General features: G+C 61.8%; 17 protein-coding genes and 1 pseudogene. 10 read left to right on the plus strand and 8 right to left on the minus strand.

Features of this window, described 5'->3' with window-relative positions; all coding sequences use genetic code 11:
* Nucleotides 1–31: 31 nt before the first annotated feature.
* Nucleotides 32–334: a DUF3565 domain-containing protein gene (locus ACFY68_RS16290; protein ID WP_387529149.1), complete on the minus strand. Its 303-nt coding sequence runs from the start codon at nucleotides 332–334 to the stop codon at nucleotides 32–34.
* On the opposite strand from ACFY68_RS16290, the gene ACFY68_RS16295 reads away from it, so the two are divergent.
* From ACFY68_RS16295 to ACFY68_RS16305, 3 genes are all read left to right on the plus strand, one after another.
* Nucleotides 333–818 (plus strand): peptidylprolyl isomerase, encoded by a 486-nt coding sequence (locus ACFY68_RS16295; protein WP_387529152.1) that lies wholly within the window; start codon nucleotides 333–335, stop codon nucleotides 816–818. The genes ACFY68_RS16290 and ACFY68_RS16295 overlap by 2 nt on opposite strands.
* Nucleotides 819–962: 144 nt before the next feature.
* Nucleotides 963–1,445: a glutathione peroxidase gene (locus ACFY68_RS16300; protein WP_387529155.1), complete on the plus strand. Its 483-nt coding sequence runs from the start codon at nucleotides 963–965 to the stop codon at nucleotides 1,443–1,445.
* Nucleotides 1,446–1,590: 145 nt separating this feature from the next.
* Complete coding sequence (locus ACFY68_RS16305) at nucleotides 1,591–2,397, plus strand: RHS repeat-associated core domain-containing protein (RefSeq protein ID WP_387529157.1); 807 nt, start codon at nucleotides 1,591–1,593, stop codon at nucleotides 2,395–2,397.
* Here ACFY68_RS16305 and ACFY68_RS16310 read toward each other — a convergent pair.
* A complete protein-coding gene (locus tag ACFY68_RS16310) occupies nucleotides 2,394–3,566 on the minus strand; it encodes a glycosyltransferase family 4 protein (protein WP_387529160.1) in 1,173 nt (390 codons plus the stop codon). The two genes, ACFY68_RS16305 and ACFY68_RS16310, sit on opposite strands and share 4 nt — an antisense overlap.
* Before the next feature lie 165 nt (nucleotides 3,567–3,731).
* Between ACFY68_RS16310 and ACFY68_RS16315 the strand changes: the two genes are divergently transcribed.
* On the plus strand, nucleotides 3,732–5,048 hold the full coding sequence (locus ACFY68_RS16315; protein ID WP_387529163.1) for a methyl-accepting chemotaxis protein: 1,317 nt from the start codon (nucleotides 3,732–3,734) through the stop codon (nucleotides 5,046–5,048).
* Between the two features lie 176 nt (nucleotides 5,049–5,224).
* Here ACFY68_RS16315 and ACFY68_RS16320 read toward each other — a convergent pair whose 3' ends face one another.
* The 3 genes from ACFY68_RS16320 to cysZ form a co-directional block, all read right to left on the minus strand.
* A complete protein-coding gene (locus ACFY68_RS16320; protein ID WP_387529166.1) occupies nucleotides 5,225–5,602 on the minus strand; it encodes a hypothetical protein in 378 nt (125 codons plus the stop codon).
* A 104-nt stretch (nucleotides 5,603–5,706) separates the two neighbouring features.
* Nucleotides 5,707–6,240: a hypothetical protein gene (locus tag ACFY68_RS16325; protein WP_387529169.1), complete on the minus strand. Its 534-nt coding sequence runs from the start codon at nucleotides 6,238–6,240 to the stop codon at nucleotides 5,707–5,709.
* Between the two features lie 83 nt (nucleotides 6,241–6,323).
* The gene (gene cysZ, locus ACFY68_RS16330) at nucleotides 6,324–7,073 is read right to left on the minus strand and encodes a sulfate transporter CysZ (RefSeq protein WP_387529172.1); all 750 of its coding nucleotides are present in this window, start codon (nucleotides 7,071–7,073) and stop codon (nucleotides 6,324–6,326) included.
* Nucleotides 7,074–7,404: 331 nt separating this feature from the next.
* Here cysZ and trxB point away from each other — a divergent pair, with 331 nt between their 5' ends.
* Nucleotides 7,405–8,367: a thioredoxin-disulfide reductase gene (gene trxB, locus ACFY68_RS16335; protein WP_346614943.1), complete on the plus strand. Its 963-nt coding sequence runs from the start codon at nucleotides 7,405–7,407 to the stop codon at nucleotides 8,365–8,367.
* A 98-nt stretch (nucleotides 8,368–8,465) separates the two neighbouring features.
* Here trxB and nadC read toward each other — a convergent pair whose 3' ends face one another.
* Nucleotides 8,466–9,314, minus strand: a complete 849-nt coding sequence (gene nadC / locus ACFY68_RS16340; RefSeq protein WP_387529175.1) for a carboxylating nicotinate-nucleotide diphosphorylase — start codon at nucleotides 9,312–9,314, stop codon at nucleotides 8,466–8,468.
* 242 nt (nucleotides 9,315–9,556) lie between these two features.
* Here nadC and ACFY68_RS16345 point away from each other — a divergent pair, with 242 nt between their 5' ends.
* The 5 genes and pseudogenes from ACFY68_RS16345 (at nucleotide 9,557) to ACFY68_RS16365 (ending at nucleotide 15,429) form a co-directional block, all read left to right on the plus strand.
* Nucleotides 9,557–11,710, plus strand: a complete 2,154-nt coding sequence (locus ACFY68_RS16345; RefSeq protein ID WP_387529178.1) for a DUF1631 domain-containing protein — start codon at nucleotides 9,557–9,559, stop codon at nucleotides 11,708–11,710.
* Between the two features lie 86 nt (nucleotides 11,711–11,796).
* Nucleotides 11,797–12,369: a 1,6-anhydro-N-acetylmuramyl-L-alanine amidase AmpD gene (ampD, locus tag ACFY68_RS16350; RefSeq protein WP_387529181.1), complete on the plus strand. Its 573-nt coding sequence runs from the start codon at nucleotides 11,797–11,799 to the stop codon at nucleotides 12,367–12,369.
* Complete coding sequence (gene ampE, locus ACFY68_RS16355) at nucleotides 12,366–13,196, plus strand: regulatory signaling modulator protein AmpE (protein WP_387529184.1); 831 nt, start codon at nucleotides 12,366–12,368, stop codon at nucleotides 13,194–13,196. Before ampD ends, ampE begins: the two co-directional genes overlap by 4 nt.
* Nucleotides 13,197–14,367: 1,171 nt before the next feature.
* Nucleotides 14,368–14,571: pseudogene (locus tag ACFY68_RS16360) on the plus strand (HAMP domain-containing protein); the annotation flags it as partial.
* A 153-nt stretch (nucleotides 14,572–14,724) separates the two neighbouring features.
* Nucleotides 14,725–15,429 carry a methyl-accepting chemotaxis protein gene (locus ACFY68_RS16365; protein WP_387529222.1) on the plus strand — a complete coding sequence of 235 codons (705 nt, stop codon included), beginning with the start codon at nucleotides 14,725–14,727 and terminating at the stop codon, nucleotides 15,427–15,429.
* 50 nt (nucleotides 15,430–15,479) lie between these two features.
* Here ACFY68_RS16365 and ACFY68_RS16370 read toward each other — a convergent pair whose 3' ends face one another.
* Both ACFY68_RS16370 and cra read right to left on the minus strand, forming a co-directional pair.
* A complete protein-coding gene (locus ACFY68_RS16370) occupies nucleotides 15,480–16,256 on the minus strand; it encodes a TatD family hydrolase (protein WP_387529187.1) in 777 nt (258 codons plus the stop codon).
* 2 nt (nucleotides 16,257–16,258) lie between these two features.
* Nucleotides 16,259–17,254, minus strand: coding sequence for a catabolite repressor/activator (gene cra / locus ACFY68_RS16375; RefSeq protein ID WP_387529190.1), 996 nt, complete (start codon nucleotides 17,252–17,254; stop codon nucleotides 16,259–16,261).
* Nucleotides 17,255–17,268: the final 14 nt, after the last annotated feature.

The raw sequence follows: 17,268 nt of genomic DNA on the forward strand, positions 1-17,268 counted from the left end.
CGTGCTTCTCGAAATAAAGCGTTGCAAGGAATCAACGGGCAAGGGTAGCGCTATCGGCCCCTTGTGCACACCAGCCACAGGCGAAAGCCTGGCCGATGCGCTGCGCGCGCTGTTCGGGGTCGAGCACCCAAGGGCGCGCTTGCCACGGTGGCTGGTGGCGCAGGTGCTGGGTGTGGCCGCAGGACAGGTCGACCACCCAGTGGCCCTCATCGTCCTGGTGGAAGCCAATGATCCGACTGATGGGGCGCCCCTCGTCCTTGCTGGGTTCGCAATCAGACGATGCGTTGGTTACACTTGTCCGTTCTACATACTTTTGCAAAAGGTCTTGCCCCATGCTGATCGCCGCCAACAAGGCTGTCTCCATCGACTATACCCTGACCAACGACGCCGGGGAGACCATCGACAGCTCCGCCGGTGGCGCGCCGCTGGTCTACCTGCACGGTGCCCAGAACATCATCCCGGGCCTGGAAAAAGCCCTGGAAGGCAAACAAGCTGGCGACGAACTGAACGTCACCATCGAGCCTGAAGATGCCTATGGCGAATACCTGGCCGAACTGGTCAGCACCCTGAACCGCAGCATGTTCGAAGGCGTCGACGAACTGGAAGTGGGCATGCAGTTCCACGCCTCTGCGCCGGACGGCCAGATGCAGATCGTCACCATCCGTGACCTGGACGGCGACGACGTGACCGTCGACGGCAACCACCCGCTGGCCGGCCAGCGCCTGACCTTCCAGGTCAAGGTTGTTGACGTGCGTGACGCCACCCAGGAAGAAGTCGCTCACAAGCACATCCACGGTGAAGGTGGCCATCACCACTGATTTTCTGCGCTAAGCTCAGAAAGTCGCCAGGCGCTCGGACAAGCCGACACGCCTCCCGCGGGAGGTGAACGGCTTGGATGAGCGCCTTTTTAGTGGGCGCAATTCGCCTGCGCGGCAACCGGGAACCTGAGAGGGGATGTCATCATGAGTGCATTTCACGACCTGAAACTGGAAGCTCTGAACGGTGGGGAACTGCCCCTGGCACCGTTCAAGGGCCAAGTGGTACTGGTGGTCAACGTTGCCTCCAAATGTGGTCTCACGCCGCAATACAAGGCCCTGGAAAACCTCTATCAGGTTTACAAGGACAAGGGCTTCAGCGTGCTTGGCCTGCCGTGCAACCAGTTTGCCGGGCAGGAGCCGGGTAGCGGAAAGGAGATACAGGAATTTTGCAGCCTTCACTACGGGGTGAGCTTCCCCTTGGGCAGCAAGCTGGAGGTCAACGGGCCGCTGCGCCATTCGTTGTATCGTTTGCTGGCGGGCGAGGGGGCTGAGTTCCCCGGCGAAATCACCTGGAACTTCGAGAAGTTTCTGGTGGGCAAGGACGGCCGGGTGCTGGCGCGTTTTTCGCCACGTACGGCGCCGGATGACCCGACGGTGGTGCAGGCGATCGAGAAGGCGTTGGCCTGATTCAGGGGGCCGCGTGGCGGCCCTTTTTCGCGTGTAAGCAGCCCTGATAATTTTGTCAGTTGCGGTAATCTCATCAGCATTGCTTAATCCCATTCAAGACGCTGCCCTTTGATGGCAGTGGAATTGATCTGCGGAGGGGCTGTGCATGTTCTTCTATCAAGGCTCGCGACTAACGCTTATTAACTCTGGGGCGGTACAGCGGCGTATTGTCGAGGCAAGCACCCATCCTTTGGCTGTGATACAAGACGGAATTCAGACTTCTTTACTGGCAACGGATGTCAACACATCGGTGCTGTTGGAACAACGGCATTCGATTGCACTACGGTGCTACACGCCTTATGGGCTTCACGCTATCGAGCCCTGGGGGCCAGGGTTTACCGGGCAGGTGCAAGACGTGATAACCGAGGGGTATTTGCTAGGTAATGGTTATCGGTTGTATAGCCCGAAGCTCATGCGATTCTACTCAGCCGACAGCTGGAGCCCTTTCGGCAAGGGAGGGATAAATGCCTATGGCTATGGTGCTGGAGATCCAGTCAATGGCACTGACCCTACCGGACATATGTTCGAACGTCTGCGCCTATGGTGGAAAATGATCAAGTATCATGATGCCGTTGCTGCTGGGAATGCTAAACAAATATTTCGCAGAGAGGGTAAGCATCTTATTCCCCCTAGTAAGATTAACGTAAGACAAGAGCTGGATCGTCAAGTTATCAACGCTCAGAACAACCTGATAGCTCACCGCCGCACGCTCAACACACTTCCTGATGTGCCACAAAATGCGGCCCAAAGGGATTTCGCACAAGAACGAATTGTAATAAATCAGGCGCTGCTTAACGGCGCGGTTCGCAGGGATCTGACAGTCCAGAAAAAATTTATTGTAGAGCCTTCAACCCTATATACCTTTACGGTAGGTAAGAACGGCGATATAGCGGTGGAAATCCGCGAAAACTAGTTGCGGGGGTATAGAAGAATCGACTGCCTTGCGTTCGCGCGGTCCAGATAGCCTTCAAACTGCTCGACAATCGCGGGCCAACCTTGGCGACTGGCATGTTGGCGAGCATTCAGGCGTACCCGCCGCAACGTTTCCTCTTCTTCCATCAGCCAGCAGGCTGCATCCATAAACGCCGCCTGGTCCCCAGGCATGGCTAGTGCGCCGCTGTGGCCGTGGCGTATGTGGTGCGCTGCGGCTGCCTCGTCATATGCAACCACGGCCAATCCCGAGGCCATGGCTTCGAGCACCACGTTGCCAAAGGTCTCGGTCAGGCTCGGGAACAGGAACAGGTCGCCGCTGGCATAGTGCTCGGCCAGCACCTCACCACGCTGGGCACCACAGAACACTGCATCCGGCACTTGCTGTTGGAGGGCTGAACGCTGTGGGCCGTCGCCCACCAGGATCAGGCGTATGCGCTTCTGTGGATACGCCTTCTGCAATGTCTCAAGGCTGGGACGGAGCAGTCCCAGGTTTTTTTCTGCAGCCAGCCGCCCGACATGCAACATGGCGATATCGTCCGGGCCTAGCCCCCAGCTTTCGCGCAACGCCTGGCTGCGCCGGGCCGGGTTGAACAGGCAGGCATCGACACCCCGTGCCAGCAGTTCCAGGCGCTCGAAACCACGGCGCTCAAGCTCCAGGCGCTGGCTGACACTGGGCACCAGGGTGATGGCCGTGCGCCGATGGAACCAGCGCAGGTAGTGCGTGAGCAGGCGCGCCAGCAGGCCCAGGCCGTACTGGCCGGAATACTTCGGGAAGTTGGTGTGAAAGCCACTGACCACCGCCACCCCCAGGCGCCGGGCCGCGCGCAGGGCGCTGAACCCCAGCGGCCCCTCGGTGGCGATGTACAGCACATCCGGGCGCTGCCGTCGCCAGCGGCGCAACAGCGTGTGCATCGACACCTCACCCCACTGCAGGCCCGGGTAGCCAGGCAAGGCCCAGCCGCGGCACAACATCAGGTTCGGGTCGTTGTGCGCTGGCCCTTCACCGGCCTGGCGCGGGCGTACCACCTCGACCTCATGGCCGCGTTGGCGCAACCCTTCGCCAAGGCGTCCAAGGGTAGTGGCCACGCCGTTGATTTCGGGCGGGAAGGTTTCGCTGACAAGGGTGATGCGTAGGGCAGGTGTATTCATGACAAAAAGCTTCCGCCTACTGCGTTGCGCCCATGTGACAGCCTGGTGATACGCAGATGACGCGTAAAACGTATGCGTGAATATTTCCGTACCGTGGACTCAAGAACCGACCCTGGGCAGCCGATGGAGATGCATTCCATCAGGTGATGCGCTCCGGGAGCGGTGATGTTCCACAGCAAGCTCAAGCAAGAAATCCAGCAACTGCGCGAGGAGCTGTTTTCCGTCGAGCAGGTCAAGAACAGCCTGGACAGCGAAATGCTGGTGCTCCAGCTCGACCCTCAGGGGCGTATCGAGATGGTCAACGGCAACTTCGAGAAAGAGATGCGCTACCGCCCCGAGCAACTGATCGGGCGTCACATCGAAGACATCGTGCCGGCCCATGTGAAGCAGCTCGACTTTCATCAGCGCATGAAGAACGCCATCACCCGCGGTGAGCACCTCAATGGCGCCTTCCGCCTGCTGCGTGGTAGCGGTGAAGAGGCCTGGCTGCGCTCGATCCTGCAACCGGTAAAGGGCAGCGACGGGCGCATCAAGTACTTCACGATGCACTCCAGTGACCTGACCCGCACCATCGAAGCCTCACGCGAACACGAAAGCCTGATCAAGGCGCTGATGCGTTCTACCGCCGTGATCGAATTCAACCTGGATGGGCAGGTGCTGACCGCCAACGACCGTTTCCTGCAAACGGTCGGGTATAGCCTTGAGCAGGTGCGCGGCAAGCATCACCGCATGTTCTGTGAACCGGAGGAGGCCAACTCGGCAGGTTACCAGGCGTTCTGGGACAAGCTGCGCCGCGGCGAGTACGTGGCCGATCGTTTCAAGCGGATCGATGCCCATGGCCGCACAGTATGGCTGGAGGCGTCCTACAACCCGATCATCGATGCCCATGACGTGCTGTACAAGGTGGTCAAGTTCGCCACGGTGATTACCGACCAGGTCAATCAAGAGCAGGCCGTGGCGCAGGCAGCAGACATTGCCTATAACACCTCGCTGGAAACCGACAGCAGTGCACGCAAGGCCACGGATGTGGTGACCCAGACGGTTGAGGTGATGCGTGGCCTGGAAGGTTCGATGCATGATGCCGCCGAAGGCATTCAAGCGCTGGACAAGCAGTCCAAGGTGATTGGCGCGATTATCAAGACCATCAGCGACATCGCCGGCCAGACCAACCTGCTGGCGCTCAATGCCGCCATCGAGGCCGCCCGGGCCGGTGAGCAGGGGCGTGGTTTTGCGGTAGTCGCAGACGAAGTGCGCCAGCTGGCTTCACGTACCAGCACCGCCACTGAAGAAATCGCCAAAGTGGTGCAGCAGAACGAGCAGTTGGCCCAGGCGGCGGTGGACATCATCGACACCAGCAAACGCCAGGCCGAGCAAGGGCTGGCGCTAGCCGCAGATACCGGTGGTGTAATCGTCGAGATTCAGGAAGGGGCGAAGAGGGTGGTGGACGCAGTAGGGCAGTTTTCAAGCCAGCTCAGCCACTAGGGTTTGTAACTGTAGGAGCTGGCTTGCCTGCGATCGGCTGCGTAGCAGTCGTAAATTCTGTATCCGCACTCAGTCTGGACTGCGCATATACCGATTGTACGACTGCTTCGCAGCCGATCGCAGGCAAGCCAGCTCCTACAGTGACGGCGTTACACGATTTTTCTTACAGAGCCTACTCAGCCTTGCAGCTGTTGATAAACATCGCTGGCGATGGACGCGAAGGTTTCAATGCTAGCGAACTTGCTATCGATGCGGTGTTCGTCCTGGAAGGAGAACGCCACACCAAATACACCGCTGAACTCACCTGTGATCACAGGATGATTGTTTTCTTGAACTGCACTGGCAATAAAGACTGGAAATGCAGTACTGGCGGTGACAATCCTGTCGACGGGATTGTTGACGCTGTTGATGAACAGCTGATTGGCAGGTATGTCGATGCCTTGCCCCTGCAGTGCTTCATCGAGTCTCCAGGTTGCCTTGTGCTTGAGGATTTCGAACCCCTGTAAATGTTCCGGTATGTCAGTAAGGTCCAGATAATCTCTATCTTCATTCATGTTCAAGTGCCTTTTGCAAGTACTCATCCGAGCGGGCAGTTTTTGATGCATGGGTCTGCGTTCAACGCATGTGTGAAAACCCATGCACACTCACATTTGACGCGTCAGGCAATGGGTGGCATTTCCATCATCCTGTCGAACGTTTCCTGCAAGGCGGCCCAGAAGTTACCGTCGCTGTCCAGCGTGCGCTCGCCGCCGCTGTCATCCGAGTACTCAACGCTTTCTGGCTTGGGGAGTGCTCCGCTGATCAATGCCCACGTCAGGAAGTTGATGGCATAGCGTCGTTCGGCAAACTCATCGCTGCCGTAGATGAACCAGTTGGTTGCAGGTTCCAAATCATGTTTTGGAAGCGTTTCCTTGAGGACTTGGTAAACGCGCCCCTGGATCTTTTCGAATGCTTCGTTTTCTTCATGCGTGAGCGCCGGCCCTTCCAGGCCTACGGGGCCGCGCAGGCCTAGTGGGCCTTTCGGATCTATTGGGCCCGTTGCTTCAGGCTCTTCAGGCTCTTCAGGCTCTTCTGGGGCCGGTTCTTCTTCTGGCTCCGGTACTACCTCATCGGGCTCTTCAGGCTCTTCTGGACGATCAAGAGTCTCAGCTTCATCCTGAATTTTCTTTTTGATGTCATCGTCGTCAATCATTGGTTTACTCCTGTAGAGAGAAACACCAAATGGTGTTCGGCGATGATTTAGCCTGTCGAAGATAACGGGGGTGGTGTAAATAATTATCCCCTGGTGCGTTCGACGGCTTTTCCTTCCTTGACCCAGAACAACGTGGCCCCGGCCACCGCCGCTGGCATCATCAGCACGTTCACACCTGGAATCATCAACGCCAGGTAGGTGATGCCGCCAAACCCCAGCGACTGCCAGCGCTTGCTGCGCAGCCAGGCCAGCATGTCCTGCCAGCTCATCTTGTTGTTGTCTGCCGGGTAGTCGATGTACTGGATGGCCATCATCCACACACCGAACATCAGCCACAGCGGCGCGGCAATCACGTTCACCACGGGGATGAACGACAGGATGAACAGCGCGATGGCCCGTGGCAGGAAGTAGCCAAGCTTGCGCATCTCGCGGCCGAAGGTACGGGGCACCATGGCGACCAGCTCACCCCAGCTGAACGCCGGGAAGTGGTCTTCGCCACGCACCACCACTTCGACCTTTTCGGCCAGAAAGCCATTGAATGGCGCAGCGAGGATGTTGGCCACCAGGGTGAAGGTGAAGAACACCATCAATACCAGTAAGGCGACGAACAGCGGCCAGAGGATATAGCTGAGGAAGCTCAGCCAGTTAGGCAGGGTCGGCATGAGGGTATCGAGCCACAGGCCGAACTGGTGGCCGGCGAAGTAGATCATGCCGCCGAACAGCAGCAGGTTGATCGCCAGGGGCAGCAGCACGAACAACCGCAAATTGGGGCTCAGCACCAGTTTCAGGCCTTCGCGCAGGTATTGTGGGCCAGAGAGGACGGGGGCTTGCATCGAGATACTCCGCAGAGAAGGGAAAACGCGCTGACCTTACCGGCTTTGCCGCGCCGACGAAAGGTGAGCAAGGGGTGGGAAACCGGCTGTAACAAAAGCCTTTGAGCCCCTGTCGGAGGTGAAATTCACATATAGAGGATGCCTATGAGGTGGATTGTCGAAGGATATTTCCTTAATCTTTGCCACCTCGCTACAGTGCGCTCAACTTTACGGTTTCTGGACCTGCGCGTTGTAGCCTTCCCCAAGTGCTGCGTGGGTCCTTTTTAATTTCCAGCTGGCGCAGCCGGTCTACCGATGCCGGCCCCTGCGGCCCGCTCGACAGGAGTTCGACATGTCTGAAGTACGTCATTCGCGCGTCATCATCCTCGGTTCCGGCCCTGCCGGTTACAGCGCCGCGGTGTATGCCGCCCGCGCCAACCTCAAGCCGCTGCTGATCACCGGCATGCAGGCCGGTGGCCAGCTGACCACCACCACCGAAGTCGACAACTGGCCGGGCGACCCCCATGGCCTGACTGGCCCGGCGCTGATGCAGCGCATGCAGGAACACGCCGAGCGTTTCGAGACCGAGATCGTCTTCGACCACATCAACGCTGTCGACCTGGCCAACAAACCGTTCACCCTGCAAGGTGACAGCGGCAAGTACACCTGCGATGCACTGATCATCGCCACCGGTGCAAGCGCGCGTTACCTGGGCCTGCCTTCGGAAGAAACCTTCATGGGCAAGGGCGTTTCGGCCTGTGCCACCTGCGACGGTTTCTTCTACCGCAACAAGCCGGTCGCCGTAGTCGGTGGCGGCAACACTGCCGTTGAAGAGGCGCTGTACCTGGCCAACATCGCCAGCAAGGTGACCTTGGTACACCGCCGCGAGACCTTCCGTGCCGAGAAGATCCTGGTCGACAAGCTCAACGCCCGTGTTGCCGAAGGCAAGATCGAGCTCAAGCTCAACGCCACCTTGGACGAAGTGCTGGGTGACAACATGGGTGTGACCGGCGCGCGCCTGAAGAACAACGACGGCAGCAGCGACGAAATCAAGGTCGACGGTGTGTTCATCGCCATTGGCCACACCCCGAACACTTCGTTGTTCGAAGGCCAGCTGACCCTGAAGGACGGCTACCTGGTGGTCCATGGCGGTCGTGAAGGCAACGCCACTGCCACCAACGTCGAAGGCGTGTTCGCCGCAGGCGACGTGGCTGACCATGTCTACCGTCAGGCCATTACCTCGGCGGGTGCGGGCTGCATGGCGGCGCTGGACGTCGAGCGTTATCTGGACGGCCTGGCCAACGCCTCGTTCTGATTCACGCATGAAAAAAAACCGGCCATCTGGCCGGTTTTTTTATGCCTTTGATGCGATGTGCTGCGGCTGTACCGGCCTCATCGCGGGCAAGCCCGCTCCTACAGGCTCAGGCGCATCGACAGGTCGACCGCTTTCACATCCTTGGTCATGGCGCCAATCGAGATGTAGTCCACACCCGTCTCGGCAATCACCCGCAGGGTGCTTTCGTTGACCCCGCCACTGGCCTCGAGCTTGGCCTTGCCGGCGGTGATGCGTACCGCTTTGCGCATTTCGTCCAGGCTCAGCTCATCGAGCATGATGATGTCGGCACCGGCGTCCAGCGCCTGGCGCAGCTCGTCCAGGCTCTCCACCTCGATTTCCACCGGCTTGCCCGGGGCGATGCGGTGCGCCGCGGCCACGGCTTCGGGCACGCCGCCGCTGGCAGCGATGTGGTTTTCCTTGATCAGGAAGGCGTCGTACAGGCCGATGCGGTGGTTGTGGCACCCGCCGCAGGTGACCGCGTACTTTTGCGCCAGGCGCAGGCCGGGCAGGGTCTTGCGGGTGTCGAGCAAGTGCACTTGGGTGCCCTCGACCAAGTCTGCGAGCGAGCGCGCTCGTGTGGCCACACCCGACAGCATCTGCAGGAAGTTCAGCGCGCTGCGCTCGCCGCTGAGCAGCGAACGGGCCGGCCCTTCAAGGTGGAACAGCACCTGATTGGCCGTGGCGCGTTCACCATCGACCGCCTGCCAGTGTACCGCCACGCGCGGGTCCAACTGGCGGAACACGGCATCGACCCAGGCGGTGCCGGCAATCACGCATTCCTCGCGGGTGATGATGGTGGCCTTGGCCAGGCGCTCGGCCGGGATCAGCTGTGCGGTGATGTCGCCACTGCCTATGTCTTCCAGCAGCGCGCGGCGCACGTTGGCTTCGATCTCGGCGGTCAGGTCGGCAAGGCGTAGGTTCGGCATGGTCGGCTCCACAAGCTAGGTGCCGCCGATTATAGGGCAGGGGGGCGTGGTGTACAGCCGCCTTGCAGCACACCTTTGGTCAGGTCGCGTGAGCATTTTCCAAAAATTACAGTCATTTACCCGCAAGCCAAGTGTTGCTGGCGGGCGTCGGCAATTTTACCGATAATGGCGCCCACTATTTGGCGTCATAGCTTTGACGATCCGTTGCCCCATCAAACACGTCACCCTGCAAGGAGTTCGGGATGCATGAAGAAGGCAAGGTGGTGTCCCTGGTGGCCGCCATCGATCGTGGCGCGCGTACGCCCTTGCCTTGCCTCCCGGTGCTGCTTTTGCAGGTGCGCGACAAGGCCGCCCTGCAATTGCGTCAGGGCCTGCTGGCGTTGTTCAACAACGCCGACAATACCTTGTTCGAGATGGCCGACAAAGCCACCGAGCGCGCCAACCAGAACCTGTATTTCGAAGCCATGCGCGACTTGCGCCTCAAGCGCAAAAGTATCGAGCGCGGCTTTCTCGACAGCTTTCACGACAGCTTTGCGCGCATCTGCCAGGCCGCCCCTCCGGGTTTCATTGCCGCGACCGATAGCCTGCGCAACACGGCGCAACGCGAGCGTGCAGCGACCATCGACGGCATGGTTGCACGCGTGCTGGCGCGTGACGGTGTTGCCCTCGGCCAGCTGAGCCTGCGCTTGCAGGCCCTGCTCGAGTGCCCCGTGGACCCGCAGCGCAACCCGCTCGGCCCTGCTGCGCTGTGCGGGTACTTCCTCGAAGCCGGGCGCAACCTGGGGGTGGGCCTACGGGTCAAACTGATCCTGCTGAAGCTGTTCGAACGCTATGTGCTGCGTGACATCGACGTGCTTTATGGCGATGCCAACCAGTTGCTGGCTACCGCCGGCGTGCTGGCAGAACTGCCCCCGGCGCCACGTCGACGAGTTGCGGACCGCCGCCTGGGCGCACGGCGGGTGCCCCCAGGCGAGGCGCCGGGCGATACCCTCGGCGCGGACGATGCCGGGCAGGCCTTCTTCGCCTCGCTACAGGGCTTGCTTGCACCGTCGCGCGGGCGCATCGCACCACGCTTGCAGCGGGTCGCTACGGCCCAGCCGATCAGCAACGCCGACCTGCTGCGCCTGCTTTCGCACCTGCAGCACTATGTGCCGGCCACCCTCGATGAGGACGGTTTCGATCTCGGCCAGCAGCTCGAACAACTGTTGCTGCGGGTCAGTGTGCGCAGTGGCACCCGTCGGCGTATTGCCCCGGCCGACGAAGACACAATCAACCTGATTGGCCTGTTGTTCGACCACATCCAGGGCGACGACAACCTGCCGGCCAGCCTGCGCGTACTGATCGTTCGTCTGCACATCCCCCTGCTCAAGGTGGCGCTGCTCGACAAGGGGCTGTTCAGCCGCGCCAGCCACCCGGCCCGTCGCCTGCTCAACGAGATCGGCGACGCGGCGATTGGCTGGGAGAGCGGCAACGAAGGCTTGCGTGACGGCCTGCACCTGCGCGTGGAACACATCGTCCAGCGCCTGCTCAATGACTTCACCGACGACTGCGCGCTGTTCGCCGAACTGTTGGAAGACTTCCTCGCCTACAGCCAGGACGAACGCCGGCGCAACGAGTTGCTCGAACAACGCACCCGCGACGCCGAAGAGGGGCGGGTGCGTGCCTTGCAGGCCCGCCAGCAGGTGCAGCAGGCACTCAACCAGCGGTTGCGCGGGCGTGTGCTGCCCAAGGTGGTGGTGCAGATGCTGGTGCAGGCCTGGAGCCAGGTATTGTTGCTGGCCTGGCTGAAGGAGGGTGAGCGTTCCCCGGCGTGGGTCAAGGCGTTGGCCACCATGGATACGTTGCTTGCCAGCATCACTCCCCACCGTGACCCACAGGCACTCTTGCAGCAGGTACCGGGGCTGCTCAAGGCCCTGCGTGAAGGCCTTGCCAGCGTGGCATTGGATTCGGTGGCGACGCGCGACTTTTTCCAGCAGCTCGAGCAACTGCACCTGCGCGCATGCGCGGGGCCCCGGCAGCCGCCTGCAGAGGTGGCCGAGGTGCTGGTGGCCGAAGACATCGTGCTGGCCATCGCTGACGAGGCCGCTTGCGCTCCGCTGCACCCACCCGGGGACTACGTTGCCCACTTGCGTGCGGTGCAGCGGCTGCGCATCGGTAGCTGGGTGGAAGTGCTCGACGAGGATGAGCCGCTGCGCTGCAAGCTGGTGGCGCGCATGGAAAGCAGCGACCGCCTGGTGTTCGCCAAGCGCAACGGGCTGCAGGTAAGCCAGTGGACCGTGGCGGGCCTCGCCCAAGCGCTGCGTCGCGGCGAAGCGCGGGTGCTGGATGATCGCCTGCTGTTCGAACGGGCTCTGGATGCCGTGCTTCAAGGCTTGCGGCAAAAGCAGGTGCATTGACCCACGGCTGCAGGATTCACATGCACAGCGCTGCACTCGCAGGGCATACTGCGCTCGTGTACCCGGCGCTTTACAGGATCTGCCCCATGCAATTGGACCGTGCCACCGGCTGGTTCCACGGAAACGGAATCACCCACTGCCCTTCGCCGAACTTCAACTCGCGCCCCGAAGGCGAATCGATTTCGCTGCTGGTGATTCACAACATCAGCCTGCCGCCGGCCTGCTTTGGCAGCGGCAAAGTCCAGCAATTCTTTCAGAATTGCCTGGACCCCAACGAGCATCCCTACTTTGCCAGCATCAGCCACCTGACCGTGTCGGCGCATCTGTTCGTCGAGCGCGACGGCGCGGTGACCCAGTTCGTGTCGTTGCTCGACCGTGCCTGGCATGCGGGCGTGTCATGCTTCGACGGGCGTGAGGGCTGCAACGACTTTTCCATCGGTATCGAGCTGGAGGGCACCGATGACCTGCCCTACAGCGATGCCCAGTACAGCGTGCTTGAGCAACTGACCCGGCAGATCCAGGCGGCCTGGCCGGCCATCGACATGGGCCGCATCCAGGGCCATAGCGACATTGCCCCGGTGCGCAAGACCGACCCGGGCCCTGCATTCGACTGGCCGCGATACCGCGCCGCCGTGCAAGCCAACGAGGACAAGGCATGAGTTTTCTGGTGTTGATACTGGCGCTGTGGTTCGAGAAATTCTCCGCCCTGCGCCATCAGGTGCAACGCGATGGTTTCTTCCTCGGTGAACTGGTGCGCCTGGAGCGCAGCGGCAAGGTGCACCCCTGGTGGAGCCTGGCCATTCTGGTGCTGGCCCCCGTGGCGGTGCTGGTGCTACTGCTGTATGTGCTCGACCCGGTGGCTTATGGCTTGCTTGCCCTGCCGGTGCACCTGCTGGTGCTGATCTACAGCCTGGGCCGCGGGGATGCCAAGGCCGCTCTCGGGCCGTTCCGCGATGCCTGGCGGCGTGGTGACGACCAGGGGGCGCTGCATGTGGCCGAGCGTGACCTGGGGCTGGTGGCCGAAGAGCCCCATGGCTTGTTGGTGCGGGTGCAGGGCTACCTGCTGTGGCAGGCGTATCAAAGCTTCTTCGCGGTGATCTTCTGGTACTTCGTGCTCGGCCCGGGGGCGGCGCTTGCTTATCGCTTGCTGGCGTTGACCGCCGATAACAGCCACCAACCTGCGCTCAAGGCGCGTGCCGAACAGTTGCGGCACATCATGGACTGGCTGCCGGTGCGGGTGCTGGCCGTGAGCTTTGCCTTGGTCGGCAATTTTGTCGCGGTAACCCGTGTGATGCTGCACGAACTGCTCAACTGGCACATCAGTGCCGCGCATTTGGTGGCCAGGGTCGGGCGGATTGCCGACGACATCCCCGACGAAGAGGATAGCCTGCGTGGGCTGGGCCGGCTGGACAGCCTGTGGGAACTGCTGCTGCGCTGCGCGGTGCTGTGGTATGCCGGGTTTGCGCTGTGGACGGTGCTTGTGTAGGGGCGGCCTTGCCGGGGCGCCGGAAGGGTCGGAAAGGCCCGCAGTTTTGCTGCATTGCTGAAATCCTGGGGCCGCTTTGCGGCCCTTTCGCGACACGAGGCCGCTCCCACACCTTGCGGCTTCTGGTTAACCTTAAGTTACAAACCTCCGATTCGTTCTGCGCTATACAGGTGGCCTAGTGCTACCCCTCGCAGAACAAAAAGAATCCACGGAGGTGCCAGTGAAGCGTTTGCTCTACCCGGCTATCGCACTGATGAACCGGCTGAGCTTCGGCCAGAAGTTCAGCCTCATCAGCGCCCTGTTTTTCCTGCCGATGCTGGTCACCAGCAGCTACCTGATGCGCGACGCGTATCAGCAGTACCAGGCCACCTGTGCCGAATTGCAGGCCATTGACCCGCTCAGGGCCAGCCTGGCATTGCGGGCAGACCTGGAAACCCTCGGCAATCTCCTGCAGATCAACGCCGTGCTCGGCCAGTCGAGCCAGGCCGGTGACCTGGAAGCTCGCATTGCCACGCTGCAGGCCAAGGCCCAGGCGCAGTTGCAGGCATTGCACGGCCATGACTCCGTTCCCCAGGCCAAGCTCGAAGAGCTGGCGGGAGCCTTCGCCATCGCCGCGGCCGAATCGTCCTTGCAGAACAAGGTCGCCCTGGTCGAGCGGTTGCTGACTCAAGCCCAGGTGCTTAACAAGCTGATCGCGAGCCAATCCGGTTTGAGCCAGGACAGCCAGGCTTCGCTGCGCCAGCTGAGCGAGTTGCTGGGCACTGCCACAGCCCAGGTCACCCAGGCCTTGGGCGAGGGCCGGGCGATGGGCGCCATTGCGCTCGGCAGAGGCTTCATTGACTCGTCCGGTAGCGCCCGCTTCGAAGACCTGCTGCAACGGCTGGAGCGGTTGGCAGCCGACTATGGGCTACGTGTGGATGACGCCCTGGCCAGTGATTCAGAGCTCAGAAAAAGCCTGGCGGATGTGGCAGAGGCGAGCAGGGTTTCGGTCAAGCAAGCGGCTGCGTTATTTGAAGAGCAGGTGGTGGTAGCGCAAACCCTGGATGCGCCTTGGCCTGAATTTTATCAACAGGCCAGCGCGTTGATCGCCGGCACCTATCGATTGAATGAGGCGATTGTTGGGTATCTGCAGGAGCAGTTGCAGGCGCGCCTGGCCCAGGAGCACCTGCGCATGCTCGCCTTGGGTGCAGTGCTGGCCGGCGTATTCGCGCTGATTCTCTACCTGTATGGCGGCTTCTACGTATCAACCCGGACGACTTTACGCAGGCTGAGTGGCGCGATGGACAAGGTGGCGGCGGGTGACATGACCATCAGCTTCCAGGCCCACAGCCGCGACGAACTCGGTGAATTGGCCCAAGGCTTCAGCGAAACCGTACGCCGTATCCGCAGCCTGATTGACCAGGTCGGCCACACCGTGGTGGCAGTCGAGGAGCAGGCCGGTCAAGTGCTGGCGGTGTCGGCGCGCAGCAATCAGGCCGTCAGCGGCCAGCGCGAACAAATCGAACAGGTCGCCACGGCGATGAACCAGATGAGCGCCACCGCGCAGGAAGTGGCACGCAGCGCTGCCTTGGCCGCCGATGGCGCGCAGCAGGTCAATCGCGAGAGCGCCAATGGCCGCACGCTGGTGGAAAGCCAGCAAGGCAGCATCGGCCGCCTGGCCGCAGAAATCGACCAGACTGTGCTGGCGATCAATCAGCTGGCAGATGACAGCCGGGCGATTGGCCAGGTACTGGAGGTGATCCGCAGCATCGCCGAGCAGACCAACCTGCTGGCGCTCAACGCCGCCATCGAGGCGGCGCGGGCCGGTGAGCAAGGGCGTGGGTTTGCCGTGGTCGCCGACGAAGTGCGTACCCTGGCCAGGCGCACCCAGGATTCCACCGCGCAGATCGCGCTGATGATCCAACGTTTGCAGGACGGCGTCGGCGCGGCGGTACGGGCCATGGGCAGTAGCCATCAGATGGCTGCAGGTACGGTCGATGAAGCGCGGCAGGTGCAGCAGGCGCTGGGCAACATCCTGGGTGCGGTCGAAGGCATCGTCGAGCAGAACCAGCAGATCGCTGCAGCGGTCGAGCAGCAGACGGCGGTGGCGCATGACATCGACCAGAACATCGTCGCGATCAACCGGGCGGCGCAGGACACTACCCAAGGGGCTTGCCAGACCGAGGATGCCAGCCGGGCATTGTCGGGGCAGGTGATGGAGTTGAAGCGGTTGATCGGGGCGTTCAGGGTTTAGTCAGACATTGAGTAATGTGGGGGCGGGCTTGTTCCGTGAATAGGCCCGCACTACCAACCAAACAACTCACAGGCATTCTTGCTAGTGGCCTCAGCCAACAGTTCCACCTCGATGCCGATCACCTCGGCCAATGCCTGGGCGATCTCGGGCAGATGCTCGGGGCTGTTGCGCTCGCCGGCAAACATCACCGGCGCCATGTCCGGTGAATCGGTCTCCAGCACGATGCTTTCCAGCGGCAAGCGCGGCAGGGTCTTGCGCAAGCGCAAGGCTTGCGGCCATGTCCCTGCGCCGCCAAGGCCAAGGCGAAAACCGAGCTTGATGTACTCGCGCGCTTCTTCATAACTGCCGGCGAAGGCGTGAATGATCCCCGCCCTTGCCGGCTTGTAGCGCTTGAGCGTGGCAATCACCTGGGCATGGCTGCGGCGCACGTGCAGCAGGGCGGGCAGTTCGAAATCACAGGCCATCTGCAACTGTGCTTCGAACAGCACCTGCTGGCGCTGCTGGTCCAGCGTTTCGACGTAGTAGTCCAGGCCGAACTCGCCCACGGCGCACAACCGCGGGTCACCGCGCAGGCGTTCGAGCCACTCGCGCAATTGCACCAGGTGCTCGGGGCGATGCTGGTCCAGGTAGATCGGGTGCAGCCCCAGCGCGGCATGAATGCGCGCATCGCTGCAGGCCAGGTCCCAGACCCGCTGGAAATTCGCCTGATACACACCCAACACCACCATACGCTCCACCCCGCGCGCCGCCGCGTTGGCCATGAGGCGCGGGCGGTCGGCGTCGAAGTCGGGGAAGTCCAGGTGGGTGTGGGTGTCGATCAGGCGCATGTTCAGGCCGCCGGAATGCGTTGCTTGAAAGTGCGACCGATGGCATGCACGCCGGGTTCGTAGCGCTTGTCTTCGATCGCGGCCAGGGCCAGTTCCAGGGCGGTAGCGGCGATCAGGCCGTGTTGCTGGGCCATGGCGTTGACCGGCAGCGGCAAGAAGTCCAGCAACTGGTTGTCACCGAAGGTGCCCAACTGCAGCTGGCGGGAATCGGCCGGGCGCGCTTGCAGTGTGTCGAACACGCCCTGCAGCAGCACATAGGACGTGGTCACCAGGGCATCCGGCAGGCCGCCCAGTTCGTCGATCAGTTGCTGCATCAGGCGCTGGCCGCACTCGCGGCTGAACGCCTCGCCTTGATAACGACGGACATCGCCCGCGAAGCCTTGCACCGCTTCTTCAAAACCACCGGCGCGGGCCTGGCTGACCGACAGTTCGGGGCGTGCACCGATCAGGGCGATGCTATGTGGTGCGGTGGCCAGCAGGCTGTCGGCCAACTGGCGGCTGGCATCGCGGTCGTCGCTGATGACCGAACAGAAATGGGCCGGGTTTAGGCGCCGGTCGATGGCGATCACCGGCAAGCCGTTGTCCTGCAGCTCACGGTAGCTGTCATCCTCTGGTGGCAGGCAGCTGGCGACGAACAGGGCATCGCAACGGCGGGCACGGAACAGCTGCTGCAACTTGCGCTCGCTGTCGGGCTGGTCATCGCTGCTGGCGATCAGCAGCTGATAGCCACGGGCGCGGGCGCCTTGTTCCAGCTGCTTGGCGATGCGTGCGTAGCTGGGGTTCTCCAGATCCGGGAGAATGAAGCCCAATGTGCGCGTGTGCCGGCTGCGCAGGCCCGCCGCTTGCGGGTTGGGCGTGAAGCCATGGGCCTCGACCACCGCACGCACGCGCTCGACGGTGCTGTTGCTGATGCGCTGCTGCTCGGCCTTGCCATTGATGACGTAACTGGCAGTGGTCACGGACACACCGGCCAGACGGGCGATATCACTGAGTTTCACCGAATTTTCCTTGT

This window comes from Pseudomonas sp. NPDC012596 (genome assembly GCF_042902325.1).
In the GTDB taxonomy this organism is placed as follows: Bacteria; Pseudomonadota; Gammaproteobacteria; order Pseudomonadales; family Pseudomonadaceae; genus Aquipseudomonas.